Below are 19,526 nucleotides of genomic sequence, written 5' to 3'. Positions count from 1 at the left end.
TTCGCAGAGTGCGCGGTTTGCGCTGCCTTCTCGGGTAGAGCAAAACCACGCCTGCTGGTTGCAACCATACCGAGCAGGGGTGGCCATGTCGGCCATCGCGGACCTGCCCTCTTGGCCAAAAAAAGGGCCGGACGGATTGGCTCCGACCGGCCCTCACTTCGTTTCAGAGGCGGCGCCTACTCGCTCGGATCAAGGGCGGTCAGGCCGGTGAGGATATCGATGGCATAGGCCAGTTGATAATCCTCTTCGCGCAACGCGGCGGCGTCCTCGGCCTTCTTGCGATCTTCCTCGATCTGGCGACGCTCGTCTTCGGAAAGGCTGTCGTTGTCGAGGGAGCCGCGCAGGTCTGCTTCGGAGCGGGAGAAGCGGTTGGTTGCGGTGTCGTCCTCTTCCTCCTCCTCGTTCGGCGAACGGCGGGGCTGCTCCACCACGATGTCGGGGGAGACCCCGAGCGCCTGGATAGACCGGCCCGAGGGCGTGTAGTAGCGCGCGGTTGTCAGGCGCATCGCGCCATCACCCTTGAGCGGCATGACCGTCTGCACCGATCCCTTGCCGAAGCTCTTGGTGCCCACGACGATGGCGCGGCGGTGGTCCTGCAGCGCACCCGCGACGATCTCCGAAGCGGACGCCGAGCCACCGTTGATCAGCACGACGATCGGCTTGCCCTCGGCAAGGTCGCCTTCGGTGGCGTTGTAGCGGTCGCCGTCCTGTGGGTTCCGGCCGCGGGTGGAGACGATCTCTCCCTTGTCGAGGAAGGCATCCGATACCTTGATCGCCTGCGTCAGAAGCCCGCCCGGGTTGTTGCGCAGATCGAGCACGAACCCGTTGACGCTGTCCATGCCTCCGATTTCCTCGACGGCCTCTTTCAACGTGGCCTCGAGGTTGGGAAAGGTCTGGTCGTTGAAGGTGGTCACACGAAGCACGACTGAATCGCCCTGTGTGCGCGTGCGCACCGCGGTCAGCTTGATCGTGTCGCGGATGATGGTGACGTCAAATGGCTCGTCCGCACCTTCACGCACGACGGTTATGATGATCTCGGAGCCCACCGGGCCGCGCATCATGTCCACTGCCTCGTCCAGCGTCAGCCCAAGGACGCTTTCGCCGTCCACATGAGTGATGAAGTCGCCCGCCTCGATGCCCGCCTCGTCGGCCGGCGTGTCGTCGATGGGAGAAACGACCTTCACGAAGCCTTCCTCCTGCGTGACCTCGATGCCGAGGCCGCCGAATTCGCCGCGCGTCTGCACGCGCATGTCGTCGGCATCATCGGGCGACAGGTAGCTGGAATGCGGATCGAGCGAGATCAACATGCCGTTGATCGCGGCCTCGATCAGCTCGGACTCGTCCACTTCCTCGACATATTGGGCGCGGATCCGCTCAAAAATGTCCCCGAACAGGTCGAGTTGCTCGTAGATGGAGCTGTTCTTCGCCGCTTCCTGAGCGATCAGCGGCCCGGCGACCTGCGTGGTCACCACCCCGCCAGCCAGAACACCGCCAATGGCGGCCATGACGAACTTCTTCATGCGGTCCTCGTTTTCCTTGTTATCCCTGTGTCGCGGCAAACCACTCTGAGGGGTCCACCGGGCTCTCGCCCTCTCTCAGCTCCATATAAAGCGTTTCACTGCGTTCGGCGCCACCACTCTCTGCGGGTTCGGCCAGGAACTCGGCATTTTCCGCCCGCGGTTCCTGCCCCCCCATGAATCCGAGCGCCTGTCCGGCGAGAACGACTTCTCCCTCCGTACCATAGACGCCACCTAGTCCGGCAAGCACCAGAAGAATGCCTGATGAGGGCTCAAGGATGATCACGTTTCCGTAGTCGAGCAACGGCCCTACATAGCGGATCGTCGCCTCTGCCGGTGCCGTGACCAACGCACCGGGACGGGTGGCGAGCAGCAGGCCGGGGCGCGCGATTCCAGCGGCGTCGGGTTCGTTGAAGCCTCGCAGAAGGATGCCGGACACCGGCAGTGGCAGCCGACCCTTGCGGGCGGTGAAATCCATCGTCGGTTGGTCGGGCGGCGGGACATCTGCCAGCCCCTCGGCGAAGGCGGAGAGCGACTCCGCCGTGGCGATCAACGCGGCCATGCGCGCAGGATCCGCAGCGAAGCGCCGGGGCAGGTCGGTGCGGGCTGCCATCGCCTGGGAAAGGGCGGTGCGTGCCTCCTGTGCGCCACGCAGCCCGTCGGCAAGTGCCGCGCCGGCATTCTGTTGAAGGGCGCGCAATTCGGCCAGCTTCTCTAGCTCGGCCCGCAGCGCGCGCGCCTCCGCCTGCACCTCGGGGGCGATTTCGGAGAGCATCATGCCGGAGCGCGCCGTGCCAAGCGGGCCGGAGGGGTGCAGCAGCAGCAAGGGCGCAGGAGAACGCCCCATCGACGTCAGAACACCCAGCAGCTGGGAGATCTCTTCGTCGCGGGCGGAAAGCTGTGCCGACAGCACACGTTCTTCGTGATTTGCCTGGCGCATTGCCGAGCGCAAGGCGGACAGTCCTTGTTCGTAGGCCTGCACCGTCTCGGTCAATGCACGCACACGGTCGCGCGCACCACCGGCGCGCTCCAGACCGTCCGCGGCCTCTTTCAGGTGGGAGGCCGCTTCGTTGGCCAAAGCCGCCGGGGCGGTCTCGGCAACGCCCGGACCGGCCAGCAGCAGTGATGCGGCAACCAGCCCGGCGCGGATCATTTCTCGATCAGGCTCACGCCGGTCATCTCCTCGGGCTGCTCGACGCCCATGAGGTCGAGGATTGACGGCGCCACGTCGGCCAGCCTGCCTTCCCTGAGCGTTGCGCCCTCCGGACCGTTGAAGAGGATCACGGGCACGAGGTTGGTGGTGTGGGCAGTGTGCGGGCCACCGTCCTCGGCGAACATGGTTTCGCAATTGCCATGGTCGGCGATGACGATCATGGCGCCGCCGACCTTTTCCAGCGCGGCCACCACCTTGCCGAGCCCGGTGTCTACAGCTTCGCAGGCCGCCATCGCGGCTTCGAGGATGCCGGTGTGCCCGACCATGTCGGGGTTGGCGTAGTTCGTCACGATCAGGTCGTAGCCGGCCTCGATCGCTTCCACGAATTTCTCGGTCACTTCCGGCGCCGACATCTCCGGCTGGAGGTCGTAGGTGGCGACCTTCGGAGATTTGGGCATGAACCGATCTTCCCCCTCGTAGGGTGTCTCCACGCCGCCGTTCAGGAAGAACGTGACATGGGGATACTTTTCCGTTTCGGCCAGGCGGAACTGCGTCTTGCCCTGCTTGGAGACCCATTCACCAAGGGTGTTGACGATTTCCTGCGCCGGGAAAATCACGTCCATGTATTCGTTGTGCTGGTCGGAATACTCCACCATGCCGCAAATCGCCCCCCAATCCGGGCGGGCGGAGGCGTCGAACTCCGAGAACCCCGGTTCAGCGAGTGCCTTCAGGATCTCTCGGGCGCGGTCGGCGCGGAAGTTCAGAAACAGAAGGCCGTCGCCATCTTTCGGCTGCACGTAGCCGGCGACTCGGGTCGGCAGGATGAACTCGTCGGTTTCACCACGCTCGTAGGCGGCGGAACAAGCGGCGGCACCGCTTTCTGCCTCGAAGTCCGCTGTGCCGGACACAAAGAGGTCGAATCCCTTTTGCACGCGTTCCCATCGGTTGTCGCGATCCATCGCGTAGTAGCGGCCCACGACGCCACCGATCCTCGCGCCTTCGGGCAGGTCGTCCTCGAATTGTGCAACTTGTCCGGCGGCGGATTTCGGCGGCACGTCGCGGCCGTCGGTCAGGGCGATGACCTGCACCGGAACGCCAGCTTCGGCGATGACTCTGGCTGCGGCGACAATATGGTTCTGGTGCGAGTGCACGCCGCCCGGGGACACGAGACCGGAGAGATGGGCCGTGCCACCGGTTTCCTTCATCCGGGCAATGAACGCCTGCAAGGCGTCGCGCGAGGCGAAGGAGCCTTCCTCGATCGCGAGGTCGATCTGGCCGAGGTCCATAGCCACGACGCGCCCGGCGCCGATATTGGTGTGGCCGACTTCCGAATTGCCCATCTGGCCGGTGGGCAGACCGACGTCGTTGCCAAAGGTGATCAGCGTCGAGGTCGGGCATTCGGCCATCAGGCGGTCGTATGTGGGAGTCTTTGCGAGAACCGGCGAATTGCCTTCTTCCTTCGGGGGGCGGGTGCCGATGCCCCAGCCGTCAAGGATGCAGAGAACGACAGGTTTCGGTGTGCTCATGGGGAGGTCTCCTTGGTTGCTGCTTTCCTAGTGGCGTTAGCGCTCATTTGGAACAGCAACCGCGTCGCAGGGGGCTCAAGTCGCGGTTTCGCAGGCTGCATGGCTTTGGATCAACGTCCGGTGACGCCATAGGCCACAAGGCCGATGTACTCCTTCATCACGAGATTGAGCTGGTAGAGGTTCTGGGCGAGGTCCCAGCCCGAGATGGGCCGCCAATCCTGACGAAAATCGACAGGCCAGGCGATCAGTCCGGGCCAACCCGCCCGTTCAAAGGTGCGGTAGGCGCGTGGCATGTGGAAGGCGGAGGTGACGAGGACCCAGGTCTCGCCCGTTTGCGGTGCCATCAGGTCGAGGCTGAAGGCCGCATTCTCCGCGGTGTTGCGCGACGCGCGCTCAAGGTACAGGCGATCCTCCGCCAGCCCCATGTCGTCGAAGAAGATCCGTGGCGACTCTGCGTTCGGGGCAGATTCGATCTCGAGGTTCGACAGAGACGCCGACCCGCCGGTGAACAGCACCTTTGCATCCGGGAACCGGTTGGCCAGGTACATCGTGTCCATGAACCGTTCCGCCCCGTCATGCGCCTGTGGTCGGTTGTGGCGTGGCCATTGTTCCGCGCCGCCAAGCATGATGATGCCGTCCACCTTCACCAGGTCGGGTGTTGGGGGGAACCGGTGCTCCAGCGGGGCGACGAGCCAGCCGCCGATCGGAAAATAACCGATTGCGAGGATCAGCAGGAGCGAACAGCTTGCCCAGATCCGCGCCGAACGGAGGCGGTTCCGCCAGACCATGAGGCATGTGATCCCGACCGCGAGCAGGATCCAGCTTTCGGGTTTCAATGCGCTCCAGATGATCTTGGAGGCCAGGAAGAACAGGGTGTCCACGTCGCGCCGCTTCGGTTGGCTTGTCCACAGAGAAGCGACGCACCGCTCGGAAGGCCGCGCACCCTTGTGCGGCATTTCCAGCCGATACGGAAGGGAGTTCATCCCAGCGTCGGCATTCTGGGGTGGCGAGGGTCGGCCTTCTTCCGGTCAAACCCGGTGATACGGTGTGCCGGCGAGGATCGAGGCGGCGCGGTAGATCTGTTCGGTCAGCATCACCCGCGCCAACATGTGCGGCCAGACCATCTTCCCGAAGGAGAGGGCCATGTCGGCCTGCCGGACGAAGCCGGGATCCAGCCCGTCGGCCCCGCCAACGACAAAGGCGAGGTCCTGCGTGCCTGTGTCCCGCCATCCGGCGATCCGCTGTGCAAAATCGGGGGAAGTCATGACCTTTCCACGCTCGTCCATGGCGACGACAGTCGCGCCGCGTGGAAGCGCCTTTGCCAGCAGCGCGGCCTCGCCGGCCTTGCTGCCACCCTTGCGCTCATCCACTTCCAGAACGGAAACGGAGGAAATGCCGAGAGGCCGTCCGGTCCGTTCCGCCCGCTGGCGGTAGTCCGAGATCAACTCGGATTCGGAGCCGGACCGCAGGCGTCCCACGGCCACAATGTGAAGCCGCATCAGGCCTGTGTGCCGGCCTTGTCAGTGCCGCCGACCGACAGCCACATCTTTTCGAGCTGGTAGAACTCGCGGACTTCGGGGCGGAACACGTGGACGATCACGTCGCCGGTGTCGATCAGGACCCAGTCGCCGGTGTCCTTGCCCTCGACCTTGCTGAAAATACCGAAATCGGCCTTCACGCGCTCGACAAGCTTGTCTGAGATGGAGGCGACCTGACGCGACGAGCGGCCGGAGCAAACCACCATGTGATCCGCCATTTCCGACTTGCCCCGCAGATCGATGGTCACGATCTCCTCGGCCTTGTCTTCTTCGAGAGAGGAAAGGATGCGTTCCAGCAACGTGGCCTTCGCGGCGGTTGCGAACTCGTTCGGCATCGTCATGGATGCCTCTTCTGCCGCCGTTTGCGTGGCGGCCTCCGCATGGTGAGACAGGACATTGCCCTCCTGGTTGCGCGTCGTCTGAGCCCCGACGCTGGACGTGACCCCACGATAGCATCGGATGTGTGACGGCTCAACGACGACGCCCGTGGGCGGTTCCGCCACGGGTTCGGTGCATGGTTTGTGGGCAACAGCGCCCATGATTATTGCGGTCCAACATGGATGAGGACCCGATCCGCGCGCTCATGTGCCAGATCGGTCCCGTGGACGGCGCTCGCCTCGAATGCGACGGCGACAAGCAGAAGCGCCGCAATCATCGCAATGTGAACGTTCCTGTAGAGCCGTCTCATCGAAGGCCACTCCTTGGTTTTCATGTGTCGGGATGACGAAAGGGGGATAAAAGCGCTTTGGGCCTCCACGTCAACCCCTGCGGCGTTCTTTCCCCGGCGCGGAGTATCTTGCAGGACAGGCCCGGCTGGGGTATCGGGCACCGATGGCAAGAAAGTTCGACATGGATGACCACGCACGCCTGCCCTGGCGTTTTCACGGTCTGACCCAGAGGGTCACCGGCCGCCTATGAGCCGCCCTCGGCGTTGCCTCGCGCGACGCTCGCTTTCCCATGTCCACTTCATTACCCGAGTCGGGAGACCAAAATGACCGCCCCCAAGACCCTGTATGACAAGATCTGGGATGCCCACGTTGCCCATGAGGCCGAGGATGGCACCTGTCTGCTCTACATTGACCGCCACCTCGTGCACGAAGTGACCAGCCCGCAGGCATTCGAAGGCCTGCGTATGGCCGGCCGGCCGGTGCGCGCACCCGAAAAAACCATCGCCGTGCCGGACCACAATGTTCCGACCACGACAGATCGCGAGCAGGGGATCAAGAACGAGGAGAGCCGGATCCAGGTCGAGGCGCTCGACAAGAACGCCAAGGATTTCGGCATCAACTACTACCCGGTTGACGATATCCGTCAGGGCATCGTTCACATTGTCGGCCCGGAGCAGGGCTGGACCCTTCCGGGTATGACGGTGGTCTGTGGCGACAGCCACACCGCGACCCACGGCGCGTTCGGTGCACTGGCCCATGGCATCGGCACCTCCGAGGTCGAGCACGTCCTGGCCACCCAGACGCTGATCCAGAAGAAGTCCCGCAACATGAAGGTCGAGATCACCGGCAAGCTGCGTCCGGGAGTGACCGCGAAGGACATCACGCTCGCGGTGATCGGTGAGACCGGAACCGCCGGCGGAACCGGCTACGTGATCGAGTATTGCGGCGAAGCGATTCGCGACCTGTCCATGGAAGGGCGCATGACGGTTTGCAACATGGCAATCGAGGGCGGCGCGCGTGCCGGACTGATCGCTCCGGATGAAACCACCTTTGAGTACGTGAAAGGGCGCCCGCATGCGCCGAAAGGCGCCCAATGGGAGGCTGCGCTGAACTGGTGGAAAACGCTCTACACCGATGAAGGCGCCGAGTTCGACAAGGTCGTGACCATCAGGGGCGAGGACATCGCGCCGGTCGTGACATGGGGCACCTCGCCCGAAGATGTGCTGCCAATCACCGATACTGTTCCGGCGCCGGAAGATTTCGAGGGCGGCAAGGTCGACGCGGCCCGCCGCTCGCTGGAGTACATGGGCCTGACACCGGGCACCCCGCTTTCCGAAGTGCCGATCGACGCTGTCTTCATCGGTTCCTGCACGAACGGACGGATCGAGGACCTGCGCGCTGCAGCAGAGATCGTGAAAGGCAAGAAAATCGCCCAAGGCGTCCGCGGGATGGTTGTACCCGGCTCGGGCCTCGTCCGGGCGCAGGCCGAAGAAGAAGGCCTTGCCGAGATCTTCGAGGACGCGGGGTTCGAGTGGCGTATGGCCGGCTGTTCGATGTGCCTTGCCATGAACCCGGACCAACTCGCGCCACAGGAGCGCTGTGCCTCGACTTCGAACCGGAACTTCGAGGGGCGGCAGGGTTTCAAGGGGCGCACCCACTTGATGAGCCCGGCCATGGCAGCCGCAGCCGCCATCACAGGAAGGCTGACAGACGTGCGGGAAGTGATGTAAGGATCAAGGGATTCTGCGGCGCAACATGGAAGACATGGTGACATGAGCGAGTGGGCAAGATGGATGATGATCGGACTTCTCTCCGTGCTGTTCGGCATTCTTGCGCTCGGCAATGCCGTCGCCGTGTCGCTTGCCATCGCGGTCGTGACCGGGTCGCTGCTGATCCTGGCCGGTGGAATTCAGGCAGTTGTCGGCTTGACTGACGACACCCCCCTGAACAAGTTCCTCTCGGTCATGATCGGACTGCTGGTGGTGATCCTCGGCGTTTCCTTCGTGCGAAATCCGTTCGAAGGGACGTTGTCGCTGACGCTGGTGGTTACGCTGTTCATCGGCTCGGCCGGTATCCTGCGCCTGTTCTGGGCATTCCGTATGCGTGAAACAGGGTTCTTCTGGATGATGCTGCTCTCCGGGGCGCTCTCGATCCTGCTGGCAGGGTACATCTTTGCCAACTTCGCCGAGGCCTCGACGAAGCTTTTGGGCATCCTTCTGGGACTCGAGCTGTTGTTCAACGGCTTGGCCCTCGTTGTTCTGGGGCTCTTTCTGCGCGCCTATTCCGACGATATCTGACGCTTCCGCCATGACTTGACCGGCGGCCCGCTGGGCCGTCTCCGACTTCAAAAAAGCTATCCGGACCTGCTCCGGACGCCTCTTCCGAGGAGCCAGACAATGGACAAATTCACCACCCTGACCGGCATTGCCGCCCCCCTGCCGCTGATCAATGTCGACACGGACATGATTATTCCCAAGCAATTCCTGAAGACGATCAAGCGTTCCGGTCTGGGCGTGAACCTCTTCGACGAAATGCGTTTCGATTCCGAGGGCAAGGAAGTGCCGGACTTTGTGCTCAACAAGCCCGCCTACCGGAACGCGGAGATCCTCGTCTGCGGTGAGAACTTCGGCTGTGGTTCCTCGCGCGAACACGCACCCTGGGCGATCAAGGATTTCGGCATCCGGTGCGTCATCGCGCCGAGTTTCGCCGACATCTTCTTCAACAACTGTTTCAAGAACGGCATCCTGCCGATTGTCCTGCCGCAGGCGGAGGTCGACAAGTTGATGGATGACGCAGAGCGTGGCTCGAACGCCATCATCACGGTCGACCTGGAAAACCAGACCATCACCGGTCCGGACGGCGGTTCGATCTCCTTTGAAGTGGATGCCTTCAAGAAGCACTGCCTGCTGAATGGTCTCGACGATATCGGCTTGACCATGGAAAAGGTCGCGTCCATCGACTCTTTCGAGGAAGCCGCAGCACAGTCGCGCCCCTGGGTGTGATGCGCTGAAAACCCGGAGGGGCGGTCGAACCGCCCTTCCGGACGCTTCAGCGGTCCATCGTTCTGTAAGCTCCGGCCGGCGGTGGTGGGGAAAGGCCGTTCGTGACCTGCGCGGCCCGTCGCTACCCTCATCGGACCGAATCCCCCAACATCGTCGTAGCCGCTTCGAGTCGAACGCTGAGAATCGTCAAACAGTTTGAGCCCAGTTCGGGCAACATCGCGATCGGATCTGTGCTCCCTGGCCGACCAGCTTGGCTGTTTGTAAGCCACCAAGCCGACGCAGCGCACGGGTGGCCATGCGGTTTTACTCTCTCCTGACAGAACCAAGAAAACTCCGCTGCCGACTGTGCCGCACCCACAACAAAACTCCAATCACCCGAAGGAAACATGGCTCGAGCTGCGCGACATGTTGGGAAATCGGCAGTCTGAATCGACCATGACACCGCAACGAACGCGTTTCGCACCCGGGTGATATCGCCTGCTTGGGGGTGGTCGTGCGGATGCCACCATATCTTGGGCTTGCTTCCGCGGCGGCCACTTTTTGTCCTTATTCTTGATGCAAAGGCGCACCAGTTCTCCCGCAAAACGGCCCGAATGTTTTTGTTAACCTTAACCGAGACTTGAGGGGTTAGGGGAAAGCGGGCACTAAATTGGGCAGAAATGTGGCAATCCGTCGAGCCCGGCGGGCAGTGTCCGGAAAAAGGCCGCGGCATCGTATCGCGACCGACCGGAACAAGGGGATCGGGTCGTGCTGAGCAAGATGACTAGCGCAGGGGTGCGCGCCATACTCGTTGCCGTTCTGGTGGCAACTCCGTCGCTTCTGCTGCCTTCGGTCAGCGTTGACACGACGCAGATCGTTGTCCTGATCGCGCTGGCTTGCGCCGGCCTCACCTTTTTCGACTACGTATCCGTCTATCCCAGCCTGATCGAGTTCCGGGATGCGCCGCCATTCAACCGGATCCGGTACATGTCCTTGTTCCTGACCGTTTTCGTTCTGGCGATCATCGCGCGCGGACAGACCGATCCCAATGGCCTGACGCTCTTCATTGAAGCCGTCGGTCTGGTGATCGGCCACGCCCTGGACTTCCCGTATTCGCCGGTTCGCCTTGTTATCCTCGGGCTTCCGGAAGGGGCATCGGCTGAGGCCGTCTCCATGACCCGGACTGCGGCCGGGATGGCCTACCTGATCGGCCTGCTGGCGATTACCTTCTTCTACCTCATCCTGAAATTGAAGAACTGGCCCGCCAAATCGGGCGCCTTCAATGTCTGGATCAACCTGCCGACTTTTGACCCGACGGCCGGAGGCGACGTTGTCGACCGGCTAAATCGCGATGCACGCGTTAACCTTGCATTAGGGTTTCTGCTGCCATTCCTGATCCCGGCGATCGGCAAGGCTGCGGCGGACCTATTCGGAAATGCCATGGCGACCGAACCGCAGACAATGATCTGGATGGTGTCGCTATGGGCGTTTCTGCCTCTCAGCCTGTTCATGCGCGGCATTGCGATGGCGCGGATCGCAGACATGATCCTGCTCAAGCGTCGCCGCGCCGAGGTGCCGGACGCAGAGGCTATTCTCGCCGCCTGACGCTCCTTTTCTCGGCTGTACTGACGTTGCTCGCGACGATTGCGTCTGCCGGGCCCGAGACGATCCGCGTCGCGACATTCTCCACCGAGTTGTCTCGAAAGGGTCCGGGCCTTCTGTTGCGTGATATCCTGAAAGGGCAGGATCCACAGATATCCGCCGTTGCCGATGTCATTGCCACGGTTCGGCCCGACGTCGTGCTTCTGACCGATTTCGACTACGATCACGGGCGGGCCGCGCTGGAGGCCTTTGCGCGCGTCCTGTCGGAAAGCGGGGTCGACTATCCCTATGCCTTTAGTGCCCGGCCCAATGCAGGGCAGGCGACTGGGCTCGATCTGGACCGGAACGGTCGCTTGGGTGAGCCGCGCGACGCGCAAGGCTACGGGCGCTTTGCGGGGCAGGGCGGGGTTGCGCTTCTCAGCAGGTTTCCCCTGCACGAGACCGGGGTGGTCGATTTCTCGGGATTGCTGTGGAGGGATCTCCCCGGCGCGCGATTGCCCTTCACCGATGCCGGGCCATTCCTCTCCGTGGCTGTAGAGGAGGTACAGCGCCTCTCCTCCACGACGCATCTGATGGTGCCAGTCAGCTTGCCAGACGGGGCCACTTTGACGCTTCTGGCCTTTGCGGCGACGCCGCCGGTGTTTGACGGGACGGAAGATCGAAACGGGCTGCGCAATGCAGATGAGATCGCCCTCTGGGCGCGCGTTCTCGATGGCGCCATGGGTGTGAGAGCCGACGGTCCGCTGGTCGTTCTGGGCAAGGCCAATCTCGATCCACAGGACGGCGAGGGGCTGCACCGGCAGATCACTGAGCTTCTTTCTCACCCGCGCCTGCAGGATGCCCGTCCGCGCAGCGACGGTGGCGCCGTTGCGCAAAGCCGTGGCCACGAAGGCGATCCGGGACTCGACACCGCCGATTGGTCGGAGCCGGAGGACAATGGGCCGGGCAACCTGCGCGTGGACTATGTCCTTCCTTCCCGGGATGTCGAGGTCGTTGATGCCGGGGTTTTCTGGCCGTCCGGGGGCGTGGGGCTGGAGTTGGTTGAGGCTGCCTCCCGCCACAGGCTGGTCTGGGTCGATCTCCGCCTGCCGTAGTGGTCCTGCGGTCCATTGCGGCAAGGGATCACTCCTGCCCCGGCAGTTGTTGGGCGTCACCGCGGCAACGACCGGAGGCGGATGCGATTGCGGATGTACCGGGGTTCTTGACCCCTCAGGCGGGCGCGGGTAACCCCGCTGGGACATTTCCTGCAAGGACACAAGACGATGAGCACCCCCTCCCTCCTGATCCTTCCCGGCGACGGCATCGGCCCCGAAGTCATGGCCGAGGTTCGCAAGGTCATCGACTGGTTCGGCGCAAAACGCGATCTGGCCTTTGACGTTTCCGAGGATCTCGTTGGAGGCGCGGCCTACGACGCCCATGGCGTGCCGCTGTCCGACGAGACGATGGAGAAGGCCCAGCAAGTCGATGCGGTTCTGCTCGGCGCAGTTGGCGGCCCGCAGTATGACGATCTCGACTTCTCGGTGAAACCGGAACGCGGCCTGCTGCGCCTGCGCAAGGAGATGGACCTTTTCTCCAACCTGCGCCCCGCGCAATGTTTCGACGCGCTGGCGGATTTCTCCTCTCTCAAGCGCGACGTGGTGTCCGGTCTCGACATCATGATCGTCCGCGAGCTGACCTCCGGCGTCTATTTCGGTGAACCCCGGGGCATCATGACGGAAGGCAACGAGCGCGTGGGCATCAACACCCAGCGCTACACCGAGAGCGAGATTGCACGCGTCGCACGCTCCGCCTTCGAACTGGCCAAGCGCCGGGACAACAGGGTCTGCTCCATGGAGAAGGCCAACGTGATGGAGTCGGGGATCCTGTGGCGGGAGGTCGTCCAGAAGGTGCACGACGAGGAATACCCAGACGTCGAGCTGTCGCACATGTATGCCGACGCGGGCGGAATGCAGCTCTGCCGCTGGCCCAAGCAGTTCGACGTGATCGTCACCGACAACCTCTTTGGAGATCTGCTCTCCGATGTGGCGGCCATGCTGACCGGTTCGCTCGGCATGTTGCCGTCCGCCAGCCTTGGTGCCCCGATGGCCAATGGCCGCCCCAAGGCGCTCTACGAGCCGGTGCATGGCTCCGCTCCGGACATCGCAGGGCAGGGCAAGGCCAACCCGACCGCCTGTATCCTCAGCTTTGCCATGGCGCTGCGCTATTCCTTCGACCTCGGCGCTGAAGCAGACCGGCTGGAAGCCGCAGTGGAGCAGGTACTGGCCCAGGGCGTGCGCACGGCTGACCTGATGCAGGCCGAAGGCGACACCCCGGCCTCCACCGCCGAAATGGGCGACGCCATCATCGCGGCACTCGACGCCTCTCTGTAGTTCCCATGCGGCCCCCGTGGATCGCGGGGGCCGCACACCCATTGCGCAGGCCTTGCGCTGGCAAACCGGCACAGCATTGCGAATGGTGTCCGAGGGCCACCGGCGATTTCCCGCCACGCCCTCTTTTCACGGCGCTTGAACGGCAGTAACGGTAGGTTATTCCCCGGTTGACGAGAGTCGGGACCGTTCCCATGCACGCAAACACCAAAGCCGCCTTCTTCGGGCTGTTGGCCTTCGGCCTGTTCTCAACACATGACGTCGTGGTCAAATACCTCGGCGGTACCTATTCGACGTTTCAGATCGTCTTCTTCAGCGTCTTGCTGGGCTTTCCGCTCGCAACGCTGATGCTGATGCACGACAACACGGACGCAAACCTTCGGCCGCGCCATCCGGGCTGGACCGCAACGCGCACCTTCGCCGTCATGGTGACAGGTGCCTGCGGTTTCTATGCCGTCACCACGCTGCCGCTGGCGCAGTTCTACGCCATCATTTTCGCGATGCCGTTGGTGATCACGCTGCTGTCCATCCCGCTTTTGGGCGAGAAAGTCGGCATCCACCGGGCAATCGCAGTCCTCGCGGGCTTGATCGGTGTGTTGATTGTGCTGCGTCCGGGTGCTGCGGAACTGACGCTCGGACATGCGGCAGCCCTGATCGCGGCCTTCAGTGGCGCGCTGGCCTCGGTGATCGTGCGCAAGGTCGGCCATGCGGAACGCAGCGTGGTTTTCCTCCTCTACCCCATGGTCGCGAATGTGATCGTGATGGGCGCAATCCTGCCTTTCGTGTACATCCCGCCCTCCGGGATCGACTTTGCCGCGCAGGCCGCAGTTGCAGTGCTGGCATTTTGCGCCACGCTTGGCGTTATCGCCGCGTACAAGACCGGAGAAGCAGTGATCGTCGCACCGATGCAGTATTCTCAAATCCTTTGGGCGACCTTCTACGGGATGATCTTTTTCGGTGAACGACCGGATCTGCCGACCATTGTAGGCGCCGGCGTGATCATCAGCAGCGGCATATACATCCTGATGCGGGAGAGCCGGACCAGCAGCGTGTCCAATCGCCCGGTCCTGCGAACGCGCACCCGCCACGAGACCGGCACATTCCTGCGCGCCGGCAGCTTTCTCCGTCGAAATGGCGAGCCCGCAAAAAAACTGGACAATCCGACGAAAGGGTGACCGCTGGCCCTTGTCTTTCCCGGCCGGGTTCTGTAATCGCCTGCGTCACGGTCGGAGTGTAGCTCAGCCTGGTAGAGCACTGTCTTCGGGAGGCAGGGGTCGGAGGTTCGAATCCTCTCACTCCGACCAATTCAACCATTTATTGTAAAAGATGTTGCCCAGGATTGTACGCGTTGGCGAGCAACTTCCTGTCGCTCTCACGCCACTCCGAGCGCCCGAAGCGTAGAGGCAGACGGCGGGGCGATAATCAGCAAACATGGCAGCAAGCGGCAATGAAGCGTCAGCCGGCACGGAAGAACGGCAAGCAGGGTCGTCTCCTGAAATACGCTCGGACATGGTTTCAGTCTCGCACTTGGCTCTGACACCTGCCCCTACCGCATTCCCAATGCACGGGCGGCTCCGTTCGGTAGCGCCGGAATCGCCTAACCTTGTGAGGGCAGGGGCAATTCGCCCCTTGTACGTCCTCGATCCAAGTACTCGGAATCTGGTCGAAAAATCTGCGTGGCAACTGCGAGAAAACGACGGATCGCGGCAACGACCTGCGGTTGGGTTTCTTCGTGTTGTCGGGCCGATCGACTGACCCGTCCCTATCTACGCGTCAACCGCTCCCACTGGCCCGGCCTTTGCTCCGCGCCGTTGGTCAGATGGTGATTCCACCATCGATGTTGAGTGTCTGTCCCGTGACAAATGCGCTGTCGTCGCTTGCAAGATAGGCGCAAAGGCCCGCGATCTCCTCCGGAGCGGCGAAGCGGCCAGAAGGCTGTCGATCGATGAAGAACCTCAGCGCCTCGTCGCGGCTGCCCATCTGCTCCGCCAACTCCCCGATCCGTTCCTGAAGTGACGGAGAATCCACCACGCCGGGGCAGACGGCGTTGCAGCGAATGCCCTGCGGGACGTAGTCCGCCGCCATCGCCTTGGTCAGCCCGATCACGCCGCCCTTGGCAGCGCAATAGGCGGCACGTTTCGGGAACCCCTTGAGCGAGGACGCGACCGACGCGATCGTGACGATACTTCCGCCGTGCGCTTTCATCTTGGGTACAGCGGCGCCCAGCACATGGTAGGCGCTGTCCAGCGTGATCGACATACTGCGTCGCCAGTCGTCCGGGCTACACTCCTCGATCGTGCCCTGGTGAACATAGCCCACTGCGTGCACCAGCACATCAATCCGTGCGAAGCGCCCGAAATAGGCATCGACGGCGCGGGCATCGGTTGCGTCCAGAACCTCGGTGGCACACCCATCCAACGTCGCGATGGTCTCGGGATTCAGATCCGAGGCATGGACCTCTGCGCCTTCGGCCAGCAGGCGTTCCGCAACGGCGCGGCCTATCCCTTGGCCCGCGGCGGTTACGACCGCCACCTTGCCTGCCAATCTCGTGCTTGAAGGCTCTGCCATTGTGGTCTCCTCAGTGTGTGGCGCGGCGGCTGGAAAAGTCGAATACGGCTCCCGTGGCACGGGAGTTCTCCTCGGAACACAACCCGACGACCTCCTCGACCAAAATGAACCGGGCACGCGGGGTCCCGGAGCGTCTTAGGTTGAAGCTTCCAGCGTGTCCTGTTCGGACAAACGCGCGCGCCGCCGGCGCGAGCGCATCCGCTACGATTGCATTCCTCACATGTTCCCTGCCGCGCGACCGGATCATACCGAGCACGGCGGTCTTCGATGCGGAGCGGGTGGAGGCCCGCGGGTCGCCTTCCTGCAACGGCCGCTCGACACCTGCCGGGCCGATGCTCTTGCATCGGCCGGGAGTGACGTTGCCCGTGCAAGTGAGGCGGTCCGAATTCACTGCGTTCGGTCCGCGAGGGCAACGACGTCCTGCCGCTGGGTGCCAAGCCCGTCGGCTCCGAGCTCGCATGTGTCACCGACCTGAAGCCAGGTTTGCGGGGTCATTCCAGCGCCCACACCCGGGGGCGTGCCAGTGCAGATCAGGTCACCCGGCTCAAGCTGGCAGAACTCGCTCATGTAGGAGACGATGGTCTCCACGTCGAAGATCATCTTTGCCGTCGATCCGGATTGCATCCGCTGGCCGTTGACGTCGAGCCAGAGGTTGAGGTTCTGCACGTCTTCGAACTCGTCCGGCGATACGAGCCATGGTCCGGTGGGGCAGAAGTTCGGGAAGGACTTGCCCTTGACCCACTGCCCGCCACGCTCCAACTGCCAGGCGCGTTCGGACACGTCGTTGACCAGCACGAAACCGGCGACGTGATCCATCGCCTGTTCCTTCGCGATACCGAGTGTCGGCTTGCCGATGATGATGCCCAGTTCGACCTCCCAGTCGAGCTTGGTCATCTTCGGCGAGTACAGGAGGTTGTCATTGGGTCCGCAATACGTCGCCGAGGACTTGTTGAAGAGGATCGGCTCATCCGGGATCGCCATCCCGGCTTCTTCCGCGTGATCCGAGTAGTTCAGCCCGACGCACCAGATATTGAAGGGCTGCGCCACCGGGGGCGCGATGCGCTTGCCGGCTGTGTCGACGGTCGGAAGCGCCGACAGATCGGCGGCCTTCAGTTTCGCCAGCAGTTCGGGTGACATGGTCCGCGGCCCGAAGTCGCCGACGATGGAGGAGACGTCGCGCGGCGTGCCGTCGGCATCCAGAATGCAGGGTGTCTTGGCGCCGTAGCGGTCGCCGAAACGCATCAGTTTCATCTTTGCTGTCCTTTCTTGCCCCACCAGGTGTTGGCGAGGCTCTCCCCGGCCGCGAAACCGCCCATGCCGGGCGCGTTTTGCAAGCGGAGGCATTCATTCCATTTTACCATCCGTTCGGAGCGGGTGAAGGACCCGACCTTCAATTGCCCCCCGCCGAGCCCGGCGGACATATGCGTGATCGACACGTCCTCCGTTTCGCCGGAGCGTGCGGAGATCACGTTGCGATAGCCCAAGTCCTCGGCCGCCATGAAGGTGTCGAGCATCTCGGACACGGTGCCGGCCTGGTTTACCTTGACCAGCACCGCGTTGCAGGCCCCCTCACCGGCGGCCTTGCGCAACATCGTCTCGCTGGTGGTGATGTAGTCGTCGCCGATGATCTGGATCCGGTCGCCGAATTCCTGTGTGAAGGCAATGGTCCCTTCGCGGTCGTCCTCGTCCAACGGGTCCTCGATGGAGGCGATGGGATAGGTGTCGATCCATTTGCCCAGCAGGGCGATCATCTGGTCGGAGCTCAGGTCGCGATCTTCGAGGCCGAGGCGGTACTTGCCGTTCGATGCGAATTCTGAGGCCGCGATGTCGAGCGAAATGACCACCCGGTCGCCGGGCGTCTCGCCGGCCAGTTCGATGGCCTCCACCAGCAGTTCCAGCCCTTCTTCATTGGTCTGAAACGACGGCCACCAGCCACCTTCGTCCGCCACGCCAACGGCACCACCCCGTTGGGTCATTAGCGACCCCGCAGCGCGGAAGATCTCGCTGGTGACCTCCATGACCTCTTCGAAATCCGAGGCGCCCGGCACCATGACCATGAAGTCCTGGATGTCGATCCGCTGCGAGGCATGAGCCCCACCACCAAAGATCTGGATCTCGGGCAGCGGTATCGACGGCTGCCGCTCGTACTTCTTCGCCAGGTGCGCCCAAAGGGGAACGCCCTCGGCCGCTGCCGCCGTATGCATCACCGCCAGGGAACTCGCCACAACGGCGTTGCCGCCAAGGGTCGACTTCAGCGGCGTCCCATCCAGCGCGATCATGGTGTCGTCGATGCCGCGCTGGTCGTTCACATCCATGCCGATCAGTTTGGGTGCAATGACCTCGTTCACATTGGCCACGGCTTTGCGAACATCCATGCCGCCGAGCTTCGAGCCGCCGTCGCGCAGGTCCAGTGCCTCCCGGCTGCCACGTGACGCGCCCGCCGGGGCAATGGCTCGCCCCTGCGCCCCACTTGCGGTGGTGATGGCCACTTCGACGGTTGGGTTGCCGCGGCTGTCCCAGACCCGAAGCGCCTCGACGGAGGCGATTTCGCTGCTCATTGGTGTCTCGCTTGTTTCTTGAGGATATCGATGAAGTCCGAAATCGTCGCCGCGGGCTCCGCAATCAGCGGTCGCGAGAGGGTCCGCACCCTGCGCCGCCCGGTCTCGTCCAGGTATTCGACCGGCGATTTTCCGTCTACACGCGCGAGCATCAGCGCCGGCAGGAGCGCGACCGTGCGCGCCTCCAGATCGGCAGCCGCCTCCCAGCAGACATGCGGAGCATAGGCATTCCAGAGCGACTGGGCCTCCGCGCACAGGGCATCGCGGTTGGTAGGCATGTGAAGCGCCTTCAACACGAGGTGGTTGAGGCAGAACGCAAGATCGAAGCTCGCATCGCCCATCGTGGCGCATTCGGCATCCAGAAGGATCGGCGTGCCATCGCGGACGAGGATGTTCTTGGGGCTGACATCGCCATGCACCAGAACCTGATCGGAGCCATGAAGCGCCTCGGCCAGCCCGTTGATGCGCATTGCAAGATCCGGATGCCGACCCGCCGTGAAGGACAGGTAGGGCTCCAGTCGCAAGGCATGAAAATCATCGCGGTTGCGAAATGCGGATCGGTCGAAATCCGTGCGGGAGGACACTGCGTGGAGACGGCCGAGCAAGCCGCCAACCTTTGCAGCCTCCCCATCCGGCGCGGCTCCAGACAGCAGGCGATCCTTCCACAGATAGACGTGTTCGCCCTTCAGGAGCTCCATGGCGAAACCCTGCAGAGCCTCGGAGCGGCCAAAGATCTTCGGCGCATTCGCCGGGCAAGTGTCGTGCGCGAACTTCAACCAGGCGTATTCTGCCCTGTTGCGATGCACCGGTGCGAACCAATCCTCGGCGACCTTGAGCTTCGCCAGCGCAAACTTCACAACCACGTCGCGCTGCTCGGTTTCTACGACGGCAATGTCGGACGCCACCCCGCCTGTGAGGGGGCGAATCCGGACATCCGTTCCGGGGTTTGCCAACCCCAGTTCCGCGACAAGTTCAGCGCATCGTTCTGCCAGGTCTTGCGACATTGCCCCGCGTCATCTTTTCTTTGTTCACGTGAACAGATATGGTTT

The 19,526-nt window shown here is 63.1% G+C and carries 18 protein-coding genes and 1 tRNA gene; 8 read left to right on the top strand and 11 right to left on the bottom strand.

Going from position 1 to position 19,526, the window contains the following annotated elements:
* Positions 1-176: 176 nt before the first annotated feature.
* From CLV78_RS19615 to CLV78_RS24055, 7 genes are all read right to left on the bottom strand, one after another.
* Positions 177-1,520, bottom strand: a complete 1,344-nt coding sequence (locus CLV78_RS19615; protein ID WP_106207229.1) for a S41 family peptidase — start codon at positions 1,518-1,520, stop codon at positions 177-179.
* A gap of 19 nt (positions 1,521-1,539) precedes the next feature.
* Positions 1,540-2,670: a murein hydrolase activator EnvC family protein gene (locus CLV78_RS19610; protein WP_106207227.1), complete on the bottom strand. Its 1,131-nt coding sequence runs from the start codon at positions 2,668-2,670 to the stop codon at positions 1,540-1,542.
* Positions 2,667-4,196, bottom strand: coding sequence for a 2,3-bisphosphoglycerate-independent phosphoglycerate mutase (gene gpmI / locus CLV78_RS19605; protein ID WP_106207225.1), 1,530 nt, complete (start codon positions 4,194-4,196; stop codon positions 2,667-2,669). Before gpmI ends, CLV78_RS19610 begins: the two co-directional genes overlap by 4 nt.
* Before the next feature lie 110 nt (positions 4,197-4,306).
* Positions 4,307-5,179 (bottom strand): YdcF family protein, encoded by an 873-nt coding sequence (locus CLV78_RS19600; protein ID WP_106207223.1) that lies wholly within the window; start codon positions 5,177-5,179, stop codon positions 4,307-4,309.
* Between the two features lie 45 nt (positions 5,180-5,224).
* The gene (gene rlmH, locus CLV78_RS19595) at positions 5,225-5,695 is read right to left on the bottom strand and encodes a 23S rRNA (pseudouridine(1915)-N(3))-methyltransferase RlmH (protein WP_106207221.1); all 471 of its coding nucleotides are present in this window, start codon (positions 5,693-5,695) and stop codon (positions 5,225-5,227) included.
* On the bottom strand, positions 5,695-6,126 hold the full coding sequence (rsfS, locus tag CLV78_RS19590; RefSeq protein ID WP_425427971.1) for a ribosome silencing factor: 432 nt from the start codon (positions 6,124-6,126) through the stop codon (positions 5,695-5,697). Before rsfS ends, rlmH begins: the two co-directional genes overlap by 1 nt.
* A 149-nt stretch (positions 6,127-6,275) precedes the next feature.
* Positions 6,276-6,422 carry a hypothetical protein gene (locus tag CLV78_RS24055; protein WP_158263613.1) on the bottom strand — a complete coding sequence of 49 codons (147 nt, stop codon included), beginning with the start codon at positions 6,420-6,422 and terminating at the stop codon, positions 6,276-6,278.
* A 303-nt stretch (positions 6,423-6,725) separates the two neighbouring features.
* On the opposite strand from CLV78_RS24055, the gene leuC reads away from it, so the two are divergent.
* From leuC to CLV78_RS19550, 8 genes are all read left to right on the top strand, one after another.
* Positions 6,726-8,132 (top strand): 3-isopropylmalate dehydratase large subunit, encoded by a 1,407-nt coding sequence (gene leuC, locus CLV78_RS19585; protein ID WP_106207219.1) that lies wholly within the window; start codon positions 6,726-6,728, stop codon positions 8,130-8,132.
* A gap of 42 nt (positions 8,133-8,174) precedes the next feature.
* Positions 8,175-8,699 carry an HdeD family acid-resistance protein gene (locus CLV78_RS19580; RefSeq protein WP_106207217.1) on the top strand — a complete coding sequence of 175 codons (525 nt, stop codon included), beginning with the start codon at positions 8,175-8,177 and terminating at the stop codon, positions 8,697-8,699.
* A gap of 99 nt (positions 8,700-8,798) precedes the next feature.
* On the top strand, positions 8,799-9,404 hold the full coding sequence (gene leuD, locus CLV78_RS19575) for a 3-isopropylmalate dehydratase small subunit (protein ID WP_106207215.1): 606 nt from the start codon (positions 8,799-8,801) through the stop codon (positions 9,402-9,404).
* A 747-nt stretch (positions 9,405-10,151) separates the two neighbouring features.
* Positions 10,152-10,988 carry a hypothetical protein gene (locus tag CLV78_RS19570; RefSeq protein WP_245925194.1) on the top strand — a complete coding sequence of 279 codons (837 nt, stop codon included), beginning with the start codon at positions 10,152-10,154 and terminating at the stop codon, positions 10,986-10,988.
* A gap of 26 nt (positions 10,989-11,014) precedes the next feature.
* Entirely contained in the window at positions 11,015-12,079 is a 1,065-nt protein-coding gene (locus CLV78_RS19565; protein ID WP_245925188.1) for an endonuclease/exonuclease/phosphatase family protein, read from the top strand.
* Positions 12,080-12,247: 168 nt separating this feature from the next.
* Complete coding sequence (gene leuB / locus CLV78_RS19560; RefSeq protein WP_106207211.1) at positions 12,248-13,354, top strand: 3-isopropylmalate dehydrogenase; 1,107 nt, start codon at positions 12,248-12,250, stop codon at positions 13,352-13,354.
* 191 nt (positions 13,355-13,545) lie between these two features.
* A complete protein-coding gene (locus CLV78_RS19555; protein WP_106207209.1) occupies positions 13,546-14,526 on the top strand; it encodes a DMT family transporter in 981 nt (326 codons plus the stop codon).
* Positions 14,527-14,578: 52 nt separating this feature from the next.
* Positions 14,579-14,655, top strand: a tRNA-Pro gene (locus CLV78_RS19550).
* 511 nt (positions 14,656-15,166) lie between these two features.
* Here the strand turns inward: CLV78_RS19550 and CLV78_RS19545 are convergent.
* From CLV78_RS19545 to CLV78_RS19525, 4 genes are all read right to left on the bottom strand, one after another.
* Complete coding sequence (locus CLV78_RS19545) at positions 15,167-15,919, bottom strand: SDR family oxidoreductase (RefSeq protein ID WP_106207207.1); 753 nt, start codon at positions 15,917-15,919, stop codon at positions 15,167-15,169.
* 387 nt (positions 15,920-16,306) lie between these two features.
* The gene (locus CLV78_RS19535; protein WP_106207203.1) at positions 16,307-17,170 is read right to left on the bottom strand and encodes a fumarylacetoacetate hydrolase family protein; all 864 of its coding nucleotides are present in this window, start codon (positions 17,168-17,170) and stop codon (positions 16,307-16,309) included.
* Entirely contained in the window at positions 17,167-18,477 is a 1,311-nt protein-coding gene (eno, locus tag CLV78_RS19530; RefSeq protein ID WP_106207202.1) for a phosphopyruvate hydratase, read from the bottom strand. Before eno ends, CLV78_RS19535 begins: the two co-directional genes overlap by 4 nt.
* Positions 18,474-19,481 (bottom strand): phosphotransferase family protein, encoded by a 1,008-nt coding sequence (locus CLV78_RS19525; RefSeq protein WP_106207200.1) that lies wholly within the window; start codon positions 19,479-19,481, stop codon positions 18,474-18,476. The genes eno and CLV78_RS19525 overlap by 4 nt, the downstream gene beginning before the upstream one ends.
* Between the last annotated feature and the right edge of the window lie 45 nt (positions 19,482-19,526).

Source organism: Aliiruegeria haliotis (assembly GCF_003003255.1).
GTDB lineage: Bacteria > Pseudomonadota > Alphaproteobacteria > Rhodobacterales > Rhodobacteraceae > Tropicimonas > Tropicimonas haliotis.
This window is presented reverse-complemented; position numbering and strand designations above follow the sequence as displayed.

Excerpts from the sequence above, each read along its gene's own strand:
- eno (WP_106207202.1), bottom strand. The coding sequence starts at position 18,477 with ATGAGCAGCGAAATCGCCTCCGTCGAGGCGCTTCGGGTCTGGGACAGC.
- CLV78_RS19525 (WP_106207200.1), bottom strand. The coding sequence starts at position 19,481 with ATGTCGCAAGACCTGGCAGAACGATGCGCTGAACTTGTCGCGGAACTG.
- CLV78_RS19600 (WP_106207223.1), bottom strand. The coding sequence starts at position 5,179 with ATGAACTCCCTTCCGTATCGGCTGGAAATGCCGCACAAGGGTGCGCGG.
- CLV78_RS19610 (WP_106207227.1), bottom strand. The coding sequence starts at position 2,670 with ATGATCCGCGCCGGGCTGGTTGCCGCATCACTGCTGCTGGCCGGTCCG.
- gpmI (WP_106207225.1), bottom strand. The coding sequence starts at position 4,196 with ATGAGCACACCGAAACCTGTCGTTCTCTGCATCCTTGACGGCTGGGGC.
- leuC (WP_106207219.1), top strand. The coding sequence starts at position 6,726 with ATGACCGCCCCCAAGACCCTGTATGACAAGATCTGGGATGCCCACGTT.
- CLV78_RS24055 (WP_158263613.1), bottom strand. The coding sequence starts at position 6,422 with ATGAGACGGCTCTACAGGAACGTTCACATTGCGATGATTGCGGCGCTT.
- leuB (WP_106207211.1), top strand. The coding sequence starts at position 12,248 with ATGAGCACCCCCTCCCTCCTGATCCTTCCCGGCGACGGCATCGGCCCC.
- CLV78_RS19555 (WP_106207209.1), top strand. The coding sequence starts at position 13,546 with ATGCACGCAAACACCAAAGCCGCCTTCTTCGGGCTGTTGGCCTTCGGC.
- CLV78_RS19615 (WP_106207229.1), bottom strand. The coding sequence starts at position 1,520 with ATGAAGAAGTTCGTCATGGCCGCCATTGGCGGTGTTCTGGCTGGCGGG.
- rlmH (WP_106207221.1), bottom strand. The coding sequence starts at position 5,695 with ATGCGGCTTCACATTGTGGCCGTGGGACGCCTGCGGTCCGGCTCCGAA.
- CLV78_RS19535 (WP_106207203.1), bottom strand. The coding sequence starts at position 17,170 with ATGAAACTGATGCGTTTCGGCGACCGCTACGGCGCCAAGACACCCTGC.
- CLV78_RS19580 (WP_106207217.1), top strand. The coding sequence starts at position 8,175 with ATGAGCGAGTGGGCAAGATGGATGATGATCGGACTTCTCTCCGTGCTG.
- CLV78_RS19545 (WP_106207207.1), bottom strand. The coding sequence starts at position 15,919 with ATGGCAGAGCCTTCAAGCACGAGATTGGCAGGCAAGGTGGCGGTCGTA.
- leuD (WP_106207215.1), top strand. The coding sequence starts at position 8,799 with ATGGACAAATTCACCACCCTGACCGGCATTGCCGCCCCCCTGCCGCTG.